Annotated in this window: 20 protein-coding genes and 2 tRNA genes; 14 read left to right on the top strand and 8 right to left on the bottom strand. The window is 68.7% G+C overall.

Going from position 1 to position 19,869, the window contains the following annotated elements; genetic code table 11:
* The first annotated feature begins 17 nt into the window (after positions 1 to 17).
* The 3 genes from ACOQFR_RS04000 to ACOQFR_RS03990 all read left to right on the top strand — a co-directional run bounded on the left by ACOQFR_RS04000 (position 18) and on the right by ACOQFR_RS03990 (position 3,633).
* A complete protein-coding gene (locus ACOQFR_RS04000; protein WP_421378804.1) occupies positions 18 to 1,793 on the top strand; it encodes a diguanylate cyclase in 1,776 nt (591 codons plus the stop codon).
* Between the two features lie 12 nt (positions 1,794 to 1,805).
* Positions 1,806 to 2,318: a GNAT family N-acetyltransferase gene (locus tag ACOQFR_RS03995; protein ID WP_421378802.1), complete on the top strand. Its 513-nt coding sequence runs from the start codon at positions 1,806 to 1,808 to the stop codon at positions 2,316 to 2,318.
* 118 nt (positions 2,319 to 2,436) lie between these two features.
* Entirely contained in the window at positions 2,437 to 3,633 is a 1,197-nt protein-coding gene (locus tag ACOQFR_RS03990) for a hypothetical protein (RefSeq protein ID WP_421378800.1), read from the top strand.
* A gap of 84 nt (positions 3,634 to 3,717) precedes the next feature.
* On the opposite strand, the gene ACOQFR_RS03985 is transcribed toward ACOQFR_RS03990, so the two are convergent.
* From ACOQFR_RS03985 to ACOQFR_RS03975, 3 genes are all read right to left on the bottom strand, one after another.
* Entirely contained in the window at positions 3,718 to 4,098 is a 381-nt protein-coding gene (locus tag ACOQFR_RS03985) for an HU family DNA-binding protein (protein ID WP_421378798.1), read from the bottom strand.
* 247 nt (positions 4,099 to 4,345) lie between these two features.
* Positions 4,346 to 4,789 carry a ferritin-like domain-containing protein gene (locus ACOQFR_RS03980; RefSeq protein ID WP_421378796.1) on the bottom strand — a complete coding sequence of 148 codons (444 nt, stop codon included), beginning with the start codon at positions 4,787 to 4,789 and terminating at the stop codon, positions 4,346 to 4,348.
* Between the two features lie 81 nt (positions 4,790 to 4,870).
* Positions 4,871 to 5,320 carry a hypothetical protein gene (locus ACOQFR_RS03975; RefSeq protein ID WP_421378795.1) on the bottom strand — a complete coding sequence of 150 codons (450 nt, stop codon included), beginning with the start codon at positions 5,318 to 5,320 and terminating at the stop codon, positions 4,871 to 4,873.
* 336 nt (positions 5,321 to 5,656) lie between these two features.
* Between ACOQFR_RS03975 and ACOQFR_RS03970 the strand changes: the two genes are divergently transcribed.
* Positions 5,657 to 5,818 (top strand): DUF1328 family protein, encoded by a 162-nt coding sequence (locus ACOQFR_RS03970; RefSeq protein ID WP_421378793.1) that lies wholly within the window; start codon positions 5,657 to 5,659, stop codon positions 5,816 to 5,818.
* 71 nt (positions 5,819 to 5,889) lie between these two features.
* Complete coding sequence (locus ACOQFR_RS03965; protein WP_421378791.1) at positions 5,890 to 6,042, top strand: entericidin A/B family lipoprotein; 153 nt, start codon at positions 5,890 to 5,892, stop codon at positions 6,040 to 6,042.
* 78 nt (positions 6,043 to 6,120) lie between these two features.
* Here ACOQFR_RS03965 and ACOQFR_RS03960 read toward each other — a convergent pair whose 3' ends face one another.
* From ACOQFR_RS03960 to ACOQFR_RS03945, 4 genes are read right to left on the bottom strand one after another with little or no spacing between them, the layout of a single operon-like run.
* On the bottom strand, positions 6,121 to 7,215 hold the full coding sequence (locus tag ACOQFR_RS03960; RefSeq protein WP_421378789.1) for a hybrid sensor histidine kinase/response regulator: 1,095 nt from the start codon (positions 7,213 to 7,215) through the stop codon (positions 6,121 to 6,123).
* Positions 7,212 to 9,365, bottom strand: a complete 2,154-nt coding sequence (locus ACOQFR_RS03955) for an ATP-binding protein (RefSeq protein ID WP_421378787.1) — start codon at positions 9,363 to 9,365, stop codon at positions 7,212 to 7,214. Before ACOQFR_RS03955 ends, ACOQFR_RS03960 begins: the two co-directional genes overlap by 4 nt.
* Positions 9,366 to 9,410: 45 nt before the next feature.
* Positions 9,411 to 9,968 carry a TspO/MBR family protein gene (locus ACOQFR_RS03950; RefSeq protein WP_421378785.1) on the bottom strand — a complete coding sequence of 186 codons (558 nt, stop codon included), beginning with the start codon at positions 9,966 to 9,968 and terminating at the stop codon, positions 9,411 to 9,413.
* A 35-nt stretch (positions 9,969 to 10,003) separates the two neighbouring features.
* Positions 10,004 to 11,386: a sigma-54-dependent transcriptional regulator gene (locus ACOQFR_RS03945; RefSeq protein ID WP_421378783.1), complete on the bottom strand. Its 1,383-nt coding sequence runs from the start codon at positions 11,384 to 11,386 to the stop codon at positions 10,004 to 10,006.
* A gap of 254 nt (positions 11,387 to 11,640) precedes the next feature.
* On the opposite strand from ACOQFR_RS03945, the gene ACOQFR_RS03940 reads away from it, so the two are divergent.
* The 9 genes from ACOQFR_RS03940 to ACOQFR_RS03900 all read left to right on the top strand — a co-directional run bounded on the left by ACOQFR_RS03940 (position 11,641) and on the right by ACOQFR_RS03900 (position 19,470).
* Positions 11,641 to 12,024: a BlaI/MecI/CopY family transcriptional regulator gene (locus tag ACOQFR_RS03940; protein ID WP_421378781.1), complete on the top strand. Its 384-nt coding sequence runs from the start codon at positions 11,641 to 11,643 to the stop codon at positions 12,022 to 12,024.
* Entirely contained in the window at positions 12,021 to 13,772 is a 1,752-nt protein-coding gene (locus ACOQFR_RS03935) for a M56 family metallopeptidase (RefSeq protein WP_421378779.1), read from the top strand. The genes ACOQFR_RS03940 and ACOQFR_RS03935 overlap by 4 nt, the downstream gene beginning before the upstream one ends.
* Before the next feature lie 453 nt (positions 13,773 to 14,225).
* A tRNA-OTHER gene (locus tag ACOQFR_RS03930) sits at positions 14,226 to 14,299 on the top strand.
* A tRNA-OTHER gene (locus ACOQFR_RS03925) sits at positions 14,295 to 14,366 on the top strand. The genes ACOQFR_RS03930 and ACOQFR_RS03925 overlap by 5 nt, the downstream gene beginning before the upstream one ends.
* A 369-nt stretch (positions 14,367 to 14,735) precedes the next feature.
* On the top strand, positions 14,736 to 15,854 hold the full coding sequence (locus ACOQFR_RS03920; protein ID WP_421378777.1) for a slipin family protein: 1,119 nt from the start codon (positions 14,736 to 14,738) through the stop codon (positions 15,852 to 15,854).
* A gap of 57 nt (positions 15,855 to 15,911) precedes the next feature.
* Positions 15,912 to 17,132: an RtcB family protein gene (locus tag ACOQFR_RS03915; protein ID WP_421378775.1), complete on the top strand. Its 1,221-nt coding sequence runs from the start codon at positions 15,912 to 15,914 to the stop codon at positions 17,130 to 17,132.
* 98 nt (positions 17,133 to 17,230) lie between these two features.
* Complete coding sequence (locus tag ACOQFR_RS03910; RefSeq protein ID WP_421378773.1) at positions 17,231 to 18,790, top strand: hypothetical protein; 1,560 nt, start codon at positions 17,231 to 17,233, stop codon at positions 18,788 to 18,790.
* A gap of 39 nt (positions 18,791 to 18,829) precedes the next feature.
* The gene (locus ACOQFR_RS03905; RefSeq protein WP_421378771.1) at positions 18,830 to 19,081 is read left to right on the top strand and encodes a DUF3297 family protein; all 252 of its coding nucleotides are present in this window, start codon (positions 18,830 to 18,832) and stop codon (positions 19,079 to 19,081) included.
* Positions 19,078 to 19,470 carry a DoxX family protein gene (locus ACOQFR_RS03900; RefSeq protein WP_421378769.1) on the top strand — a complete coding sequence of 131 codons (393 nt, stop codon included), beginning with the start codon at positions 19,078 to 19,080 and terminating at the stop codon, positions 19,468 to 19,470. Before ACOQFR_RS03905 ends, ACOQFR_RS03900 begins: the two co-directional genes overlap by 4 nt.
* Positions 19,471 to 19,576: 106 nt before the next feature.
* Here the strand turns inward: ACOQFR_RS03900 and ACOQFR_RS03895 are convergent, their stop codons facing one another.
* On the bottom strand, positions 19,577 to 19,735 hold the full coding sequence (locus ACOQFR_RS03895) for a DUF3309 family protein (protein WP_421378767.1): 159 nt from the start codon (positions 19,733 to 19,735) through the stop codon (positions 19,577 to 19,579).
* Between the last annotated feature and the right edge of the window lie 134 nt (positions 19,736 to 19,869).

Genomic DNA, 19,869 nt, shown 5'->3' with positions numbered 1-19,869 from the left:
GCCCCGGTCGACCCGCCATGCGCACCTGGTTCGCCACCCTCGCGGTTGCGGCATGGCTGTGCCTGGCGGCGTCGGCGGGCGCTGCGGCGCCCTCGCCGGCCTTCGAGGCCATGCTCCGGCAGGCCGAGCAGGTACGCAGCGCCGACCCCCAGCAGTTCCAGGCCCTGCTTGGCCAGCTCAATTCCAGCGTCGCCGCCGCCAGCCCGCGCCAGCGCGAACAGCTGCGTTACCTCAAGGCCTACCACCTGGCCTACACCGGCCGCACCGACCTCGCCATCAAGGCCGCCAAGGCCCTCTTCGACGAGAGCCAGGACGCCGAAGTGAAGTTCCGCGCCGGCTCGCTGATCGTGAACAGCTATGCGATCACCCGTGAATTCGGCGAAGGCCTGCGTTACCTCGACCAGACGCTGGCGCTGACCGACCAGATCAGCGACGCCGAGACCCGGCACCATGGCTGGTCCGCCGCCGCCATCCTGTACAACCAGGTCGGCCAGTACGAGCAGGGCCTGGCGTTCGCCGAGCGGCTGCTTGCCGACCAGCCCAGCCCGCGGACCCGCTGCTTCGCCGTCAGCCTGCGGCTGGAATCGCTGTACCACCTGGGGCCCCTGCCGGACGAGGACGCCGCCATCGAAGCGATGACGGACGAGTGCCAGCGTGCCGGTGAAGTCGTCGCGGCCAGCTTCGTGCGGGGCCACCTGGCCCGGCGTTGGGCGGAGAACGGCCAGCGTCCGCGCGCCATCATGATGCTGCTCGAGCACCTGCCCGAAGTCGAGGCCACCCGCTATCCGCGCCTGATCGGCGAGATCCATTCCCTGCTGGGCGTGCTCTACCTGCAAGCGGGCGATTCGGCGATGGCCAAGCGGCATGCGCGCCTGGCGGTCGAACGCAGTGCCGGGATGTCCTATTCCGCACCGCTGGTGGACGCCTACCGGGTGCTGTACGAGAGTGCGGTGGCCGATGGCGACACCGCCGCCGCCCTTGAGCACCACATCAACTATGCCGCCGCCGACAAGGCCTACCTGGACAGCGTCAAGGCGCGCGAGCTGGCCTACCAGATGGTGCGCAACGAAACCCAGCAGAAGACCCAGACCATCGAGCTGCTCAACAACCAGAACCGCGTGCTGCAGCTCGAGCAGCAGGTCAACCAGAAGTCGCGCCAGGCCACCCGGCTGCTGATCGCACTGCTGGCGGTGCTGCTGGCCTCCATCGCCTACTGGGCCTACAAGATCAAGCGCATGCAGGTGTCGCTGCGGCACCTGGCCCAGACCGATGCGCTCACCGGCATCAGCAACCGGCGCCATTTCACCGACCGCGCCGCCGAGGCGCTGGCGGCCGGACGCAAGTCGGGCCAGGACATCGGCCTGGTGATGCTGGACCTGGACAACTTCAAGGCCATCAACGACCAGTATGGCCACGCGGTGGGCGACTGGGCCCTCAAGCAGGTGGCGCTGGTCTGCGGCACGCTGTGCCGCAAGGGCAAGCCGGACCTGGCCGGGCGGCTGGGCGGCGAAGAATTCGCGTTCCTGCTGGTGGACTGCGAGCTGGCCCGCGCCGCAGCGCTGGCGCAGGAGGCACGCAAGCAGATCGCCGCGATCGACACCGCGTCCACCGGGCACGTGTTCCGCATCACGGCCAGCTTCGGCGTGGCCGGCACCCGCGACTGTGGCCACGACCTGGACGCGCTGCTGGCGCGCGCCGACGACGCGCTGTACCGCAGCAAGCGCGAGGGCCGGGACCGCGTCAGCATCCATGCCGGCCCGCTGGGCAGCGGCGTGCCGCTGCCGCTGGTCTGACCGGGGCGCAAGGTGGCGAAGGTGCTGCTCGAAACCGCGCGGCTGCGCCTGGAAGAACTCGAGGACGGCGATGCGCCGTTCGTGGTGGCCCTGCTCAACACCGACGGCTTCCTGCAGAACATCGGCGACCGCGGCGTGCGCACGGAGGCGGATGCGCGTCGTTACCTGGCCGAGGGGCCCCGTGCCAGCTACGCGGCGCACGGGTTCGGGCTGTGGAAGGTGTCGCGACGGGAGGACGGCGTGGCGGTGGGCCTGTGCGGCCTGCTCAGGCGCGACACCCTGCCGCATGCCGACCTGGGCTATGCCTTCCTTCCCGCGTTCGAAGGCCGGGGCTACGCCACCGAGGCGGGCGCGCACGTGCTGGACTTCGCCTTCGGCACGCGGGGCCTGGACACGGTGCTGGCCATCGTCAATCCCGACAACGCCGGCTCGATCCGGGTGCTGGAAAAACTGGGCTTCGCCTCGCAGGGCGTGCAGCCGGTCGGCGACAAGACGCTGCTGGTGATGTCGGCCAGCGCCCGCTGAGCCGCGTGTCCGCCGTGGCGCGCCCGGGGTTTACCTGCCGCCCGTTATCGGTTGCACTGTGGCCATGACCGGTCCCGCCCGCCCTCCCCGCCTCTTGCCCTGGATTCTGGCGCTGTCGATGCTGCCTGCCGCAGGTCAGGCCGCCGCGCCGGCCTGCCTGGAATCGCTGCTGCGCTCGCTGGGCTGGCAGCTCTCGGAGGCCGCGGTGCCGCAGCTGCAGGTCGAGGCGGGTCGCCCCTGCGACCGCGCCACGCGCGCCGAGGCGCAGGCCGCCGGCGACCTGCGCGCGGTGCTGAGCGCCGGCGTCGATGCGGACCAGCGCAGGGCCCAGCTGCAGGCCCTGCTGGACCACCCGGCCACCACCTGCGCGTATGCCTTCGACCTGGGCGACGCGACGCGGCGCGCGGTGGACCGGCTGGTGGACAACCCCGGTTACCGGTTCACCGGCCTGCAGTCGGGCTGGATCGGCTTCGGTGCCGGTGGCCCGGCGCGCGACGGCTGGCAGCCCCGTGTCTCGTTCGGCCGCCGCCTGGAGCCGGTGGACGCCCCCTCGCGCGCGGTGCAGGCCTTCTACACCGGCAGCGTGCGCAGCGAATGCGGCGTGGGCCGGCAGATCGCGCAGTACGCCACCCAGGCCGAGCTTTACGGCATGGCCGGCTTCGACGCCGAGTTCGCGCCCGAAGAAATCGTGATCGGCACCTTCGTGCAGCTGCAGCAGTCGGGCAGCATCCTGCTGGGCCGCAACGCCGGTCGGTTCGCGCCCGATGGCCTGGCGCGCAAGGCCTCGGCGGCGGGACGACAGGCCTTCATGGGCCAGCCCGGCTTCGTCACCCACAGCCACCCGCGCGACCGGCTGGACGACATCAACAACCAGGCCCAGAACTTCGTGGTGTACGACGTGGACGCGGCGGCGGCGGAATCGCTGCGCCGGCGCGGCGGCTTCGACTATTTCAACCGTCGCAACGAACGCGTGTGGGAGCTGTCGCGCCAGGTCAGCCGCGACCACATCAACAAACCCTTCCAGCGCCTGCTGCTGGACGACGACGCCCGGGCGTGGCGCCAGCTCAATGACGACGACGTGGCGATCGTGCGCGAGATCAGGCACCTGCTCGACGACCCCTACTACCACGGCTTCCGCATCTACGTGCACGACCGCGATGCGCGGCCGGTGCGCTACCACCTGGTGCGCATGCTCGACATCAATCCGCGCACGCCCTTCGAGGTGCAGCTGTCGCTGAGCAACCTGCACACGACGCTGATGCAGCGCTGGTTCGCGCACCGGCTGCGGGCCTGCGCGGCCGCGCCGGAGGCCTGAAAACAGGCAAAAAAACGGGGAGGCCAAGGCCTCCCCGTCTTCATGCTGCGGCAGCCCGGAAGGGCGCCGCGGAAACGGCGGCAATCAGGCCGCGGCGTCCTTGAGCTTCTTGAGCGGACGCACCTTGACCTTGACGCTGGCCGGCTTGGCGGCGAACCACTGCTCTTCCTTCGTGAACGGGTTGATGCCCTTGCGCTTGGCCTTGGCCGGCACGTTGACGACGGTGATCTTCAGCAGGCCCGGCAGGGTGAAGGAACCCGCGCCCTTCTTGCTGACCGAACCGTGCACGGCGCCTTCCAGCGCGCCCATCACGGCGCGGACGTCCTTGGCGGCAACGCCGGTGGACTCGGCGATGTGCGCAACCAGGCCCGACTTGCTCAGCGCTTCCTTGATCGGCTTCGGAGCGGCCGGCTTGGCGGCGGCCTTCGGGGCAGCCTTCTTCTTTGCAACTTTCTTGGTAGCCATGTTTTTTTGATCCCGTTGTTGCTTGATGGGTTGTTGGGGTGCCTGGAAAACCCTCCGGCAGTGCGAATGTAGGGCAAGTCGGCGCCCGCGCCAAGCCCGGAAGCGGAAAAAACCGGGCTTTTTTACCCGCGCACAAAAAAACCGGCGCGATGGCCGGTGTTTTTGCCCGGGTTCGTACCGGTGGGCTGCACCGGCACGGACCTGGAAAGCGGCGACCCGGCCAGCACGCCGGGTCGCCGCGGCAGGCTCAGGCCTGCTTGGCCTGCTTCAGGGCGCGCATGCGGTCATGCATGTCACGCACCTGCGGCAGGTAGGTGGAGGCCAGCTCGCGCACGCGCGCCGGCTGGTCACCGTCCACGGCGTCGCGGAAGGCGTGCAGCACGCGGTCTTCCTGGGCTTCCAGCGCGGCCACGTAGGTCGCGTCCGGATCCTTGGCCAGCTTGGCCTTGAGGTCGGCATAGCCCTGGCGGAATTCGCCCAGCCAGCTGCTGTCGTTGGCCGGGGTTTCGCCCTGGCGCGCGACTTCGGTCTTGAGGTCGGCCGCGATGATGCTCTTGAGGCGGCTCATGTTGCGGAACAGGTCCTGGTGGGACGCGTCCTGCGTCTCCTTGGCGGCGTGGTCGTAGAAAGCGATGCCGTCGTTGAGGGCTTCGACCAGGTCGTTGAGGGTGTTGGCGGTCTTGTTGCTCATGGTTTGAATTCTCCGATGGGGGGGATCCCGGACCAGTGGTCCGGGATCGGAGGCAGCCCGTCGGGCTGCGGGGAGGGCGGCTTAGCCGTCGATCGCGTCGGCGTTGGCTTCGGCAGCGTCCAGGTCCGACTTGGCGGCAGCCTTGGCGGCCTCGTAGTCGGCATCGGCCTGGGCGTTGCAGGCATCCTTGTCGGCGCCGGCCAGGCCGTCGCAACGCTCCTTGGCGATCTTCATGTCGCCCTCGGCCTTGGCCATGGCGACGTCGTAACGCGCTTCCGCGGTGTCTTCCACGGCGTTGGCCTGGGCGTCGTTCACGTCGCCCATGTCGCCGTCGGCCATCGCATCGGCCACGTCGGCGTTGGCGTCGGCCGCGACTTCGTTGGCGTCGCGCTGCTCGTCACGGATGTCTTCGTTGGCATCGGCGCGGGCTTCGGCGACGTCTTCCTGCACTTCCGACGGGGTCTCCGGCTGGCACGCGGCCAGGCCCAGGACGATGGCGAACGAAAGCGCGGACAGGGTGAATTTGTTCATGGTGGCAACTCCGCTTCTAAGGGTGGGTTTTCGCAGCGCCGCGAGGTGCGGTCGCTCCGGAGTCGCTGTGCGACGTCGGAAAGGGATGACGCAAGGACCGTGCCAGCCCTCGTTTCGCTGCTGCGCGGGCATTTGCATGGCAACGCGGCCCTGTCGGTCCTGCAGGATGCATGGCGCCCCGGAACGTCACCGTGCATCGCGCCCGCATGCGGAGGCCGGAAACCGCCTTTTGCGCGGTCATCGCGCCATGCCTGCAGTTGGCATGCTTCTTGATGGTGTCACTCCAGGGGCGGCGTCAGAGCCGTCTCCATCCCCCACAGATTATTGGAGCTGACCATGCTGCATTACACGATCGTCTTCCTGGTGGTGGCCATCATCGCCGCCGTCCTTGGCTTCGGCGGCATCGCCGGCGCCGCTGCAGGTTTCGCCAAGATCCTGTTCTTCGTGTTCCTCGTGCTGTTCGTGATCTCGCTGTTCACCGGCCGCAAGCGGGTCTGACCACCCGCGCTCCCTCCCCCGCGCCACCCGGTTTGCTGTTCCCATCGACCCAACCCAAAAAGGCCTACACCATGAAGAGCATCCTGCGCACCCTGTCCGGCATCGCCCTGCTCGGCTTCGCCCTCGGTTCCCTGACCGCCTGCAACACGATCGAAGGCGCTGGCCAGGACATCAAGGGCGCCGGCGAAGAAATCGAAGAAGCGGCCGACGACGCCAAGAACTGATCGACCTCCCTGCGGAGTCGTGATGTGGAAAGGCGCGCCGCGAGGCGCGCCTTTTTCTTTGCCGTCGATCCGGATCCGCTACTCGATGCGGGGCAGCTCCAGCGTGAAGCAGGCGCCCCCGCCCACGCGATCCTCGTACCAGAGGTCGCCGCCCAGGGCGCGCGCCTTCTGCTTGGCCAATGCCAGCCCCAGGCCCGTGGCGGTCTCGCCGCCCGTGGGCTGGCTGGACAGGGTGACGAAGCGCTGGAACAGCGAGGCCTGGTCCTCGTCGGAGATGCCCGGGCCCTGGTCCATCACCTGCAGCCGCCCGTTGTGCTCATGGCGAACCGCGGCGATGGTGACGACGCTGCCATGCGGCGAATACTTGATCGCGTTCGACACCAGGTTCTGCAGCACGTGGCCGACCGCCGCACGCTGGCCGCGCACCAGCAGCTGCCGGTCCAGGCGCAGGTCGAAGCGCATGGCCTTGGCTTCGGCCTGTTCGACGAAGGCATCCACCGCGTCCTGCAGCACCTGCGCCGCAGGCAGCGGCTCCATGCGCTCGCCCTGCACCTCGCCTGCGGCCTGGTCCAGCACCGCCTGCAGGAACAGCAGACCGGCATCGGCCGAACTGCGGATGGACGCGCCCAGCCGGTCACGCTTCTCCTGCGCCAGGCCGCCCGCGGCCAGCAGGTCGCAGGCAAACAGCACGTTGGTGAAATGGTTGCGCAGGTCGTGGGCGATCAGCTCCAGGCTGTCCTGGCGCTCCTGTGCCAGCCGCTGCAGGCGGTCGCGCACCCGCTTGAGTTCGGCGTGGGTGCGCACGCGCGCCAGCAGTTCCTCGGGCACGAAGGGCTTGGTGACGTAGTCCACGGCGCCGCTGGAAAAGGCGCGCACCAGCGACTCGCGTTCGTGGTCGGCGGTGAGGAAGATCACCGGCAGGTCGCGCGTTGCGGCGTCCGAGCGCAGTTTTTCCAGCACCTGGAAGCCGTCCATGATCGGCATGCGCATGTCCAGCAGCACCAGGTCCGGCTTGCCGGTGGCGATGTGGTCGATGGCTTCGATGCCGCTGAAGCAGGGCACCACGTCGAAGCCGGCCCGGGTGAGCAGCCCGCCCACGGTGCGGACGTTGGCTTCCTGGTCGTCCACCACCATGACCAGGGCAGGACAGGCGGTGGGAGTGGGCTGGCTCATGCGGATTCCTCGGGAACAGGGCAAGTATCGATCAGTCGCTTGACGGCAGGAACATCGAAGGCCGCCACCGCCTGGTCCAGCGCCGCCGCATGCGCGGTCAGCGCCGGCCAGGCCAGCGCCTCGGCGATCGCCGAGAGCTCGGTGGCCAGGGCGCCGGCCTCGCGCATGCGCAGGTTGGCGCGCAGCTTGGGCAGGCGTTCGCCGTGCAGGCTGCGCAGCTGGGCCGTGGCGGCCGGATCACGGCGGCCCGGGCCACTGTCGGCGGACCCTGCGGCGGGGGCGGCCGGGGCCGGCGCGTCGCCGGGCGTGGCAGGGGCGACCGGGAAATGGGCCGCCAGGGCCTCGAACAGATCCGCCTTGGAATAGGGCTTGCGCACGAACCCATCGAAGCGGCTGCGCACCGTGCCTTCGTCATGGCTCATGCTGGAGGCGGTGACGGCGATCACGGGAACGCGCGCGCTGTCGGCATCGGTCTTGATGCGCAGCATGGCCTGCTCGCCCGACATGCGCGGCATGCGCAGGTCCATCAGCACAACGTCCGGCAGGCCACGGCTGATTTCCTCGAGCGCCTCGACGCCGTCCTGGGCCTCGCGCAGCTTGTGGTGGCTGCCGCGCAGGTAGGCCTGGGCCAGGTCACGGTTCCAGGCCACGTCGTCCACCACCAGCACGTCCAGCGCCGGCAGGCGGTTGAAGTCCACGCGCTGGTCCACCGTGGGCTGCTGGCTGATCGAGGCCAGGTGGATCGCCCGCTGCGGCACGTGCATGTAGAACCGCGATCCTTCGCCCGGCGTGCTTTCGGCCTGCAGGCTGCCGCCCATCAGCGTGGCCAGGCGGCGCGCGATGCTCAGCCCCAGGCCGGTGCCCTCGCGGCTCTTGCCGTCGGGATTGTCGCCCTGCTCGAAGGGATCGAAGATCAGCGACAGCTGGTGCGGCGCGATGCCGGTGCCGCTGTCGATCACTTCCACCTTCAGGTCGCAGTGGCCGTCGATCTCGCTGGGCACGCAGCAGATGCGCACCACCACGCCGCCGCGCTCGGTGTACTTGATGGCGTTGCCCACCAGGTTGATCAGCACCTGGCGCAGGCGCACCGGGTCCACCAGCAGCGGCAGCTCGGCGCGGCCCTCGTACTCGGCGCGCAGGTAGATGCCCTTGGCCTCGGCCGCCTGACGGAACATGGTCAGGGTCTGGTCCACGATCTCGTGGAGGTTGGTCGGCTCTTCGCGCAGGTCGAGCTTGCCGGCCTCCATCTTCGACAGGTCCAGCACGTCGTTGATCAGCGACAGCAGGGCCTGGCCGCTCTTCTTGATCGAACTGACGTACTCGACCTGGGTCGGGTCGGTGACGGTTTCGGCCAGCAGGTTGGTGAAGCCGAAGATGGCGTTCATCGGCGTGCGGATCTCGTGGCTCATGCTGGCCAGGAAGACCGACTTGTCCTGGCTCGAGCGCCGCGCCTGCTCGGCCTGCAGCTCGGAGCGGAAGGCCTGCTGCGCCTTGCGCTGCATGCGTCGGGTGGCCGAATAACCCACCAGGCCCGCGACCATGGCCAGGCCGTTGGCCATCAGCACGGTCGCCCAGTTCTGCTGGATCATCTGGTTGCGCTGTTCGTTGCGGCGTTCCAGCAGCGTCTTTTCCTCCACCACGATCTTTCGGATCGTCTGCCGCATGTCGGTCAGCAGGTCCAGTCCGCGGCCGCTGCGGACCCGGTCGATCGCGGCCCGCTGCGCGCCGGCCTGGCCGCGGTTGGCATCGGCCTTGAGCGCCATGCTGGTGCTGCCGTACTTCACCCGCTCCAGCTGCGTGGCCGATAGCCTCGCGACGTTGGCCTGCTGGCCCGGGTTGTCGGCGACGAGCAGCGAAAGCTCGGTCATCGCCTTGTTCATCTCGTCCAGGTTGACCCGGTAGGCCAGCAGGAAGTGTTCCTCACCGGTGATGATGTAGCGCAGGCCGTTGGATTCACCGTTGCCCAGCAGGCCCCAGATGCGGTTGGCCTGTTCCAGCACGTCCTGGCTGTGGCTGGCCTTGGCCACCGACTGCTCCAGCTCGGAGGTGGCGCGCAGGGACAGCACCGACGTGCCCATGATCACCAGCACGGAGAACAGCATCAGGCCATTGTAGACCCGGTAGCGGAAGGTGGACGGACGGTGGGGCATGGGTTCCTGGAACCGCGTGCGGAAACGGGGCGGGTGACCGACGGGTCAGGTGTTCATCAGCCAGATCGTGCCATTGAGGACGAGTGCGAAACTTTCCCACAGCACCAGCGGGATGAGCAGGTAGCCCGCCAGCGGCTTGATCCGGCCAAAGCGAAGCGTGAGCCAGATTACCGCCAGCCACAGCAAGGAAATGTCGAGGAAGGCCCAGCCCGGCTGGCGCGCGCCGAAGTAAAGCGGCGTCCACGCCAGGTTGAGCAGCGCATGCGCGGCGAACGCGGTCCACGCACCGCGGCGCTCGGCCCAGCTCACGCCGGGCTCGCGCCACACCAGCCAGGCGCTGGTGGCCAGCAGCACGTACAGCGTGGCCCACACCGGCGAGAACACCCAGTCCGGCGGATTCCAGGTCGGCTTGGCCAACTGCTCGTGCCACTCGCCCGGGGGGAACAGCAGCCCCGCCGCCATGCCCGCGGCGCACACCGCGATCACGAAGACCGCCAGCATCACGCCCGAATGCAGCCTCGATCGCCGCGGGGACCGGTCCGTCCCCGCACGCGCGGTCTGCTGCGGGTCCAGCGATGCATTGAAGCCGGGCACGGGACGCACTCCTTTCATTCCGCCGCGGTGGTTGACCGGGCCGTTCATTGCAGTCCGTAGGACTTTCGCTTGCGATAAAGTGTGGAGCCGTCGATGCCGAGCGTGCGCGCGGCGGCGTCCAGCGTGTCGCTGCTGGCCAGGATCGCCTCGATGTGGCGGCGCTCGAGCACGTCCAGCGTGATCGGTGCACCCGCCACGGCCGGCGGGCCGGCGTCGGCGGTGCCCACGGCGCCGGTGGCACCGGGTGCGCCCAGCGCCAGGTGCGCCGAGGTGATCACTTCGTCGGTGCACAGGATCACGGCGCGCTCGATCACGTTCTGGAGCTCGCGCACGTTGCCCGGCCAGCGGTAGGCACGCATGCGCGCCAGCGCCTCGGGCGCGATGCGGTTGGCGGGCAGGTGGTAGCTGGTGGCGTACTTGCGGATGAAGCCCAGGGCCAGGTCTTCCAGGTCCTCCAGGCGGTCGCGCAGCGCCGGCAAGGTCAGGCTGATCACGTTGAGCCGGTACAGCAGGTCGAGGCGGAAGCTGTTGTCGGCCACCATCGCTTCCAGGTCTCGGTTGGTCGCCGAGACGATGCGCACGTCGGCGCGGCGGGTGCCTGGGTCGCCGATGCGCTCGTATTCCTTGTCCTGGATGAAGCGCAGCAGCTTGGGCTGCAGCGCCAGCGGGAAATCGCCCACTTCGTCCAGGAACAGGGTGCCGCCGTCGGCATTGCTGACGCGGCCTTGGGTGCTCTGGGTGGCGCCGGTGAACGAGCCCTTGGCGTGGCCGAAGAGTTCGCTCTCCATCAGCTCGGCCGACAGCGACGGGCAGTTGATGGTGGCGAACGGCGCCTCGGCGCGGGCGCTCCAGCCGTGGATCGCGTTGGCCAGCATGCCCTTGCCGGTGCCGCTCTCGCCCAGCAGCAGCAGGTTGGCATCGGTGCGCGCGACCTGGCGCGCCATGGCCAGCACCTGGCTCATCGCCGGGTTCTTGCTGGTCAGCGACAGTTGCGCGCCGGTGCTGGTCTCGCGCTCCAGGCGCTCGAGCTTGTCCAGCAGGCGCATGGTGTCCATCTGGCGGGCCACGGCGATGCGCAGCTGCTCGGGCGAACACGGCTTCACCAGGTAGTCGCTGGCGCCTTCGGACAGCGCCTTCACCGCATCGTCCACGCGCGAGTGCGCGGTGACCATGATGATGCGCATCTGCGGCGCGAGTTCACGCAGCTTGGGCAGGGCGTCCATGCCCGAGTCGTAGCCGATGTTCCGGTCCAGCAGACAGACGTGGAAAGGCTGGGCGGCAGCGAGCTTGAAGCCCTCCTGCAGCGTCGGCACGGCCGACACCCGATAGCCCGCGCCTTCCAGGCACAGGCCGAAGTTCTCCAGCAGTCGCTTGTCGTCGTCGATGGCCAGGATGCGGCCGACGGGGGCATGGGAGGTGTCGGGCACGGGTTTCTCCGTAAAAGTTGGGAGAAGGTTTGCAAGGGGTGTGCCAAGGCCGGGCAGGCTTTCGGGCCGCGGCCATTGCCCGAATCTAGCGGCGGGTTAATTGCAAAATGCATTATGCGCATCCTGCCCGGTCATGCAAATTGCAATTAGCGGGCAGCCCTTCCTCCCCCTGCGGCAATGTCCAGAAAAAATGTTCTAGACAGAATGTTCTGGAAGGTGCAGGCTAGCCCCAGCCCTCTCCCGTGGAACTGCCGATGGCCAAGTCGCCGCCCCTGCCCAAACCCACCGCCGCCGAACTCGATCTGCTTCGCCTGATCTGGCCCCTGGGCTCCGCGACCGTGAAGCAGGTGCACGAAGCCGCGCAGAAGGACCGCCCGGACCTGGCCCAGGCCACCGTGCTGAGGCTGATGCAGATCATGCACGCCAAGGGCCTGCTGGTCCGCGACGAGAGTCAGCGCTCGCACGTGTATGCACCCGCGCAGCCGCAGGACTCGCTGCGCACCGGGCTGCTGCGCGACCTGATCCACAAGGCCTACTCGGGTTCGGGCAAGGACCTGGTGATGGCGGCGCTGCGTGGCCATGTCAGCCGGGAGGAACGCGACGAGATCCGCCGCCTGCTTGATGGAGACGCGCCATGAGCGCTCTCGTATCCGCCCTCGGTTGGGCGCTGCTGCATTTTCTCTGGCAGGGACTGCTGGTCGGCGCGCTGGCCGCGCTGGCGCTGATGTTGCTGCGCAATGCCGCGCCTCAGCTTCGCTATGCGATTGCCTGCACCGCGCTTGGCCTGTGCCTGGTGCTGCCGGTGGCGACGATGGTGGCTGTCGGCGACCGCGCTGCGCCCACGGACGTCGCGGATGCGATGTCGCGTGCCGATACCGTGAGCTCCCCGAAGGCGGGTGCCGTCGCCCTGCCCGCCCTGCCGTCGCAGTGGCGCCAGCCCGTGCAGGCGCAGCTGCCCCTGATCGTGGCGCTGTGGTCGCTGGGTGCCGCCCTGCTGGCGCTGCGCATGGCGCTGGGCCTGGCCTGGATCGCCCGCGCCGACCGGCCCGGCAACGGGCGGCGCGATCCCGCGTGGCAGGCGCGGCTGGATGCGCTGGCCGCCCGTTTCGCGCTGCCGCGGCAGGTGGCACTGCGGGTGGTGGACGGCATCGACGGCCCGATGGCCGCGCGCGTGTTCCGCCCCGTGGTGCTGGTGCCGGCCGCGCTGCTGGCGCGCATGCCGCCGGACCTGCTGGAAGCACTGCTCGCGCACGAGCTGGCGCACATCAAGCGGCACGACTACCTGGTGAACCTGGCGCAGAGTGCGATCGAAGCGCTGCTGTTCTACCACCCCGTGGTCTGGTGGCTGTCGCGCCGGATCCGGATCGAGCGCGAGCTGGTGGCCGACGACCTGGCCGCGCGCGCCCTGGGTGATCCGCGTCGCCTGGCGCGGGCTCTGGACCACCTGTCGGAATTCAACGCCCCCGCCCCACACCTGGCCCCCGCGGCCCACGGAGGAAACCTCATGTCACGCATCCAGCGCCTCGTCCGTCCCCGTCGCCACGCCCTCGACTGGCGCCTGGCGCTTCCCATCCTGGGCCTCAGCGTCGCCTGCGTGTCGGTGTTTGCGCAGGGCACGCCGCCGGCCGAGGCGCGCACGCAGGCCGTCGCAACGGCCAGCGTCGAAGACACGCGCCGCGACGGCAGCGAGTTCATGCTCGTGGGTCCCGACAACAGCGGGCCCAGCTTCCTTTCCGCCGACTACGACCAAGTGAAGAACGTGCCTGCGCTGCGGGCCCGTTATGGCGATCAGTTCCTGTGGTTCCGCCGGGACGGACGCGCCTATGTCGTGCGCGACGCCGCGCTCGTGGCCCAGGCGCGCGAGGCCTGGGCGCCGACCGAGCCGGTAGGCAAGGAAATGGAAGCCCTGGGTGCGCAGATGGAAGTGCATGGCGAGCGCATGGAAGGCATCGGCAAGCGCATGGAAGACGCGACGGCCGGCAGTGCGCCGATCGAGGCGGAGATGGATCGGCTGGGCAAGCAGATGGAGCAGCTGGGCGAACGCATCGAACCCCTGGCCGAGCAGATGGCCACGGCCGACAACGACACGCAGCGCGAACAACTGCAGTCGCAGATGGACGAACTCTCGTCGCAGATGTCGCGGCTGTCGGACCGGATGCAGGCGCAGTCCGCAGAACTGGAGCGGCTACATGCACCGCTCAATGCCCTGGGCGCCGAGATGGAGCGCGCGGGTGAACCGATGAAGCCGCTGGGTGCACGCATGGACGTGCTGGGCGCGCAGATGGAGAAGCTCAGCGAACAGGCTTCGCGTCGCACCTACGCACTGATTGACCAGGCCCTGCGCGAAGGCAAGGCGATCGCGGTGGATGGCGCCGCGAAAAAATAATTGCTGAAAGTGCTTGACAGGAAAACCAGGAAGCGTATCGTGCGCAACCTTCGCCACGACCGGCGAACAGGAACCGACCCCATGAACCCGCGCAACTCGCACATCGCCACCTTCATTCCGCCGCGCTATCGCGGTGTGGATGCGTGCGTCCGCGCGGAACGACTGCCGGCGGCACAGGACCTGTTCCTTCCAGGCTGATCCCCACTCCAGGGAGATCGGTCACCCCGATCTCCCGAGGCCACGCGAACGCCCTCGGGTCCAAACCCCGGGGGCGTTTTCTTTCGTGCGTTCGCCAAAGGATCCGGCCGCAAGGCCACCCCCATTGCCGCCGGGAGACCGGCGGCAATACGAAGCGTCTTCCGGAACCATCCACAGCGGTACGGGTTCACAGGCCCGTCCGGTGCGCGCGGCGCTGCCGTGGCGTATGCCGGGGATGGCGACGGGATGCTTCACGAGGCGTTAGCTCAGCCAGGGAGAGCAGGCGATTCACGTCGCCCGGTCGCCGGTTCAACTCCGGCACGCCATTGGATAGCTCATCGGGTAGAGCACCAGTCCAGATACTGGGAGTAGCGGGTTCGAATCCCGCTCCAATAACTGCCTGTAACGCAGTGCACCACCCGGGACGAAAGTCCCCACCCGGGAACGCCCCGCGCCTTCCCGCGCCGCGACCGTCAGTGCATCGACGCCGTGGCTGCGGACAGGCAGCGCCACCCGCGCCGGGTGGCGGTCGCCGCCAGGGACCGGAGTCGTCGCCGTGCCGACCGCGCCTTGCCTGCATGGATTGCGCGGACGTCGCCGGTACGCCTTCGCACCCACGCGCCCGCCGCCGCCCCGCGCGTGCCAACGCCAGGGGCGTTCCCACCTTTTCGCGGGCCAGCCGGCCCCACGCAGCACGCCCGGACGACCCGCCGGCGTGAGGCGCCACGCCTCCGGGTCACCCGTCAACAGACAAAGGAGAAAGCCATGTTGATGTTCCACAAGGTCGTGGTCGGTGACGCCGAGCGCGCCCTGGTCTACAAGGACCGTCGTCTCGAGCGCGTGCTGTCGCCGGGCGTGCACCGCCTGCGCGGCTGGAGCCGCAAGGTGGTGATGCACGACATCACCACCGCCGAGTACACCGGTTCCGACACCGATTCGCTGGTGCAGTCGCTGGGCGCATCGCTGGACGAACACTTCCAGCTGGTGAACCTGGACATGCAGGAAGCGGGCCTGGTCTACAAGCACGGCAAGCTGGTGGACGTGCTGCAGCCCGGTGCGCGCAAGCTGTACTGGAAGGGCCTGGCCGAGGTGGTCGTGCAGCGCGTCGCGCTGTCGGGCCCGCTCGAGCTTGCGCCCGAGATCGTGCACCGCCTGCGCCAGCTCAACCTGATCGACAAGCTGGCGGTCGCGGTGACGGTGCCGGCGGAATCGGCGGGCCTGGTGTTCGTGGACGGCAAGCTGGTGCAGGTGCTCGGTCCCGGCGCGGTCGCGTACTGGAACTTCCGCAAGAACGTCACCGCGGAAGTGATCGACCTGCGCGTGCAGTCGATGGAGGTCTCGGGCCAGGAACTGCTGACCCGCGACAAGGTCTCGCTGCGCGTCAACCTGGCCGCCAGCCTGCGCGTCACCGATCCGGTCGCGGCGCGTACCCGGGTGGCCAAGTACGCCGACTTCGTCTACCGCGAACTGCAGTACGGCCTGCGCAAGGCGGTTTCCGCCAAGACGCTGGACGAACTGCTGGGCGACAAGGCCTCGCTGGACGCGGACATCTTCGCGTACGTGCGTGGCCAGCTGGGCGGCATCGGCATCGAGCTGCTCGGCGTCGGCGTCAAGGACGTGATCCTGCCCGGTGAGATGAAGGACATCCTCAACGGGGTGGTGCAGGCGGAGAAGTCGGCCCAGGCCAACGTGATCCGTCGTCGCGAGGAGGCGAACGCCACGCGTTCCCTGCTCAACACCGCGCGCCTGGTGGAGGAGAGCCCCACGCTCATGCGCCTGAAGGAACTCGAAGCGCTGGAGAAGGTGACCGAGAAGATCGACAAGCTCACCGTGTTCGGCGGCCTGGATGGCCTGCTGAACCAGCTGGTGAAGATCAAGCAGTAAGCTCCGGGTGCCGGCAGGGACGCCGGCATCCGGATTTTCTACCCAAGGAATGGACCCATGAGTACGCAAGGATTTGAACTCCTGCACGCCGAGGGCAGCACCACGCCGATCAAGGGCTGGGTGCGGGGCGTGCCGCTGGAGGAACAGGCCCACCGGCAGCTGCAGAACATCACCGCGATCCCCTACGTGGGCCCGTGGGTGGCCGTGATGCCCGACGTGCACCTGGGCAAGGGCGCCACCGTGGGCTCGGTGATCCCGACCCGGGGCGCCATCATCCCGGCCGCGGTGGGCGTGGACATCGGCTGCGGCATGGCCGCGGTGCGGACCACGCTGCGGGCCGATCAACTGCCCGACGACCTGGCCCGGATCCGGTCCTCGATCGAGCGGTGCATCCCGGTCGGCAACGGCCGGGGCGGCGAACACCACAAGATTCCCGACAGCGTCGGCACGCGGCTGGTGGGCTCGGGCCTGGAGGCGCGGCTGGCCGACATCCGGCAGAAGCACCCGAAGATCCGGCCCGACAAGCTGGACCGGCAGCTGGGCACGCTGGGCGGCGGCAACCACTTCATCGAACTCTGCCTCGACGAGGCCGGGCAGGTGTGGGTGATGCTGCACTCGGGCTCGCGGGGCACCGGCAACCTGATCGGCACCTACTTCATCGAGCAGGCGCGGCGGGCGCTGGAGCGGCGGGTACTGGGCTTCCACGTGCCCGACCTGGACCTGGCCTTCTTCCTGGAAGGCGAGCCGCTGTTCGACGACTACGTGCAGGCCGTGTCCTGGGCGCAGGACTACGCCCGGCACAACCGGGAGGCGATGATGGCGCGGGTGCTGCACGACCTGCGGCAGACGCTGCCGAAGTTCCAGCTCGACGCGATGGCCGTGAACTGCCACCACAACTACGTGCAGAAGGAATCGCACTTCGGGCAGGAGCTGCTGGTGACCCGGAAGGGCGCGGTCAGCGCGCGGCAGGGCGAGCTGGGCATCATCCCGGGCAGCATGGGCACGTGCAGCTACATCGTGCGGGGCAAGGGCAATGCCGACAGCTTCCACAGCTGCAGCCACGGCGCGGGCCGGGTGATGAGCCGGACCCAGGCCCGGCAGCAGATCACGCTCAAGCAGCACCGGGACGCCACCGCCCATGTCGAGTGCCGGAAGGATGCCGGCGTGGTGGACGAGTCGCCGGCCGCCTACAAGTCCATCGATGCGGTGATGGCCGCGCAGGCGGACCTGGTGGAGGTGGTGCACACGCTGCGGCAGGTGGTGTGCATCAAGGGCTGAAACGTGACGGCCGCCCCGCAAGGGGCGGCCTTTTGCAGTGGCCAAAATCGGCAGGACCACGTACTACTATCCGCGACCCCTTCCGGCAGGAGCGTTCCATGTCTAATCCGTTGCGCGCGCGGCCCGTGCTGGTCGCCGCCGCACTGGTTATTTTTATGGCGCTGCAGGCGTCCACGGCATCGACGCCAGCCCTCGGAACCAAGGCGCGGTCCCACTTTTCGCCCACCGTGAAAGGTCAGCCGTCCGACTCGCTCGACGGCCTCGTCGCGCAATGGCGCGCCACTGCAGGCCAGGACAACCATCGCCAGAGCCTGCGCGCCGTGCATCGCGTACTGGACCACCCCGGTTTCGCCGGCCTGGATGCCGGGCAACGCCACATCGCTCATCGCGATGCCGGCTGGCTGGCGATGCAGCTGGGCGACTACGCCCAGGCCAGCGAGCAATTCTCGCTATCGCTGGCAATCGGCGACACTGATCCGGATGTCCGCTACTGGCGATCGCGCGTGGCCCTGGTGCGGGGGCAGCCCGACGCCGCCGCGGACGATCTGGCCAGCTTCGCGCGCAAGTGGCCGCAGCTGCTGGACAACCTCGACGACAACCACTTCTGGTACGTCATGAATTCGCTTGATCTGGACCGCCACGCCCGCTCCCGCACCGGGCTGCTGCAGGCGCTGTTCGACGCCGACTGGAAGCGCACGGCCCTGGGCGGAGCCAGCTATTTCTGGTTCGAACTGGCCCTGGTGCGCATCAATTCGGGTGACGAGGCCGGTGCACGGGCAGCGATCGCGCGCATCACCCAGCCCGCTGAACTGGTGAAGCTGCTGGCCGACAAGCGTTTTGATGCGATCGTGGATCCGGCCGCGCCGCAGTTCGACGTGGAACGCGCGGCCGCGGACGCGGTGACCGACCTGAGGCTGCAGGCGATCCTCGACCCCCAGCGCCTGGGCATCCTGACGGCGATGGGCAACGCCATGATGGTGATCGGCGAGTTCGAGGACGTGGTGGCGCTGTCGGACCAGGTCCGCAGCGAAATCGCAGCGGCCGACAGCGACAACCCGCCCTACCGGGACATGGACCAACTGGTCTGGATGCTCGACCTCCGGTCCAACGCCCTGCGCCGGCTCGAGCGGACCGACGAAGCGCTCGCCGAGATGAAGGCCGCCAGCCAGCTCGATGAACAGGGCAACGGCAACGTCAGCCAGATCCTCAACCTGGCGCACTTCTACTGTAGCCTGGACCGGCCCGACGATACCCTGGCCACGCTGGCGGCGCTGTCCGCGGGCGCCAGCCCCTATGGAAAGATGGTCCAGGCATCGGCGCGACTGTGCGCGGCGACGCAATCGGGGGACGCGCGCGCGGCCGCCCAGGCGCTGGACTACATCCGCAGCCACCGGTCCGATTCGGAGGCGATCTACCTGGAAGCGCTGGTCATGGCCGGCCAGCTGGAGGGCGCCGCCGCCACGCTGATCGCACAGCTGGAATCACCGCGTACGCGCGCCAACACCCTGGCGAGCCTGCAGGATTTCCGCGGAGGCACGGAACTTCCGGGTGATCGCCTGAGCAACGAGAACTGGCGCACCCTGGAAGCCCGCGAGGATGTCCAGGCGGCGGTGCGCCGGGTCGGCCGCATCCTCAGCCACGATATCCACGCGCCCTGAGGCCGGTATCATTGCCCTGACTTTCAACAGGACCCCGCCATGAGCACCACGCCTCCCGATCGCCTCTCCGTCAATCCGCGCAGCCCCTACTACGACGAGGCCGTGCTCGAGCGCGGCATCGGCGTGCGCTTCAAGGGCATCGAGCGCAACAACGTCGAGGAATACTGCATCAGCGAAGGCTGGGTGCGGCTGCCGGTGGGCAAGTCGCTCGACCGCCACGGCAATGCCATGACCATGCAGACCAAGGGCGAAGTGGAAGTCTGGTTCCTCGACGACGGCAAGGCGCCGTGAGCCAGGACTCGCAGGATGTCGGCAAGCTGGTGATGCGCGTTGCGCTGGGCCTGCTGGTGCTGCTGCATGGCGTGGCCAAGATCACCGGCGGCATCGGCGGGATCGGCCAGATGCTGCAGGGCGCCGGCCTGCCGCCGGTGCTCGCCTACGGCGTGTACGTGGGTGAAGTGCTGGCGCCGCTGATGCTGATCGCCGGCTTCCACGCCCGCATCGGCGCCGCGCTGATCGCGCTGAACATGCTGTTCGCGATCTTCCTCGCCCACCGCGGCGACCTCGCGGCCTTCAACGGCCAGGGCGGCTGGGCGCTGGAACTGCAGGGCATGTTCCTGTTCACCGCGATCGGCCTGGCCTTCATCGGCCCGGGTCGCTTCAGCGCCAACAAAAAATAGGCTGGCGCCCCGCACAAAAAAAGCCCCGGCGCCGATGACCCATCGACGCCGGGGAAACGGGCCGCCTTGGCGACCCGCTAGACGCGCTCGCGTCCGTGTTGCGGGATCAGATCCTGCCCATCAACAGCAGGATGATGATGATCACCACCACCAGGCCCAGGCCGCCGCTGGGGCCATAACCCCAGTTCCGGCTGTGGCCCCAGGTGGGCAGCGCGCCGACGAGCAGCAGGATGAGGACGATCAGAAGAATCATGGACAGGGACATGGGCCACTCCTTGGTTGGGCGCACTAGGCGTTGCACCAAGCGTGCCAAGCCCCTGAGCCGCGCCGTTGCGGCTTCTGCGTGAAGATGGGGCCCACCGCGTGATGCAAAGTCACCGATGGGTGGGGGACCATCCT

The organism is Arenimonas sp. MALMAid1274 (assembly GCF_049195245.1).
Taxonomy (GTDB): Bacteria; Pseudomonadota; Gammaproteobacteria; order Xanthomonadales; family Xanthomonadaceae; genus Arenimonas.
Note: the sequence above shows the minus strand (reverse complement) of the source record. Positions and strands in the feature narration are given on the sequence as shown.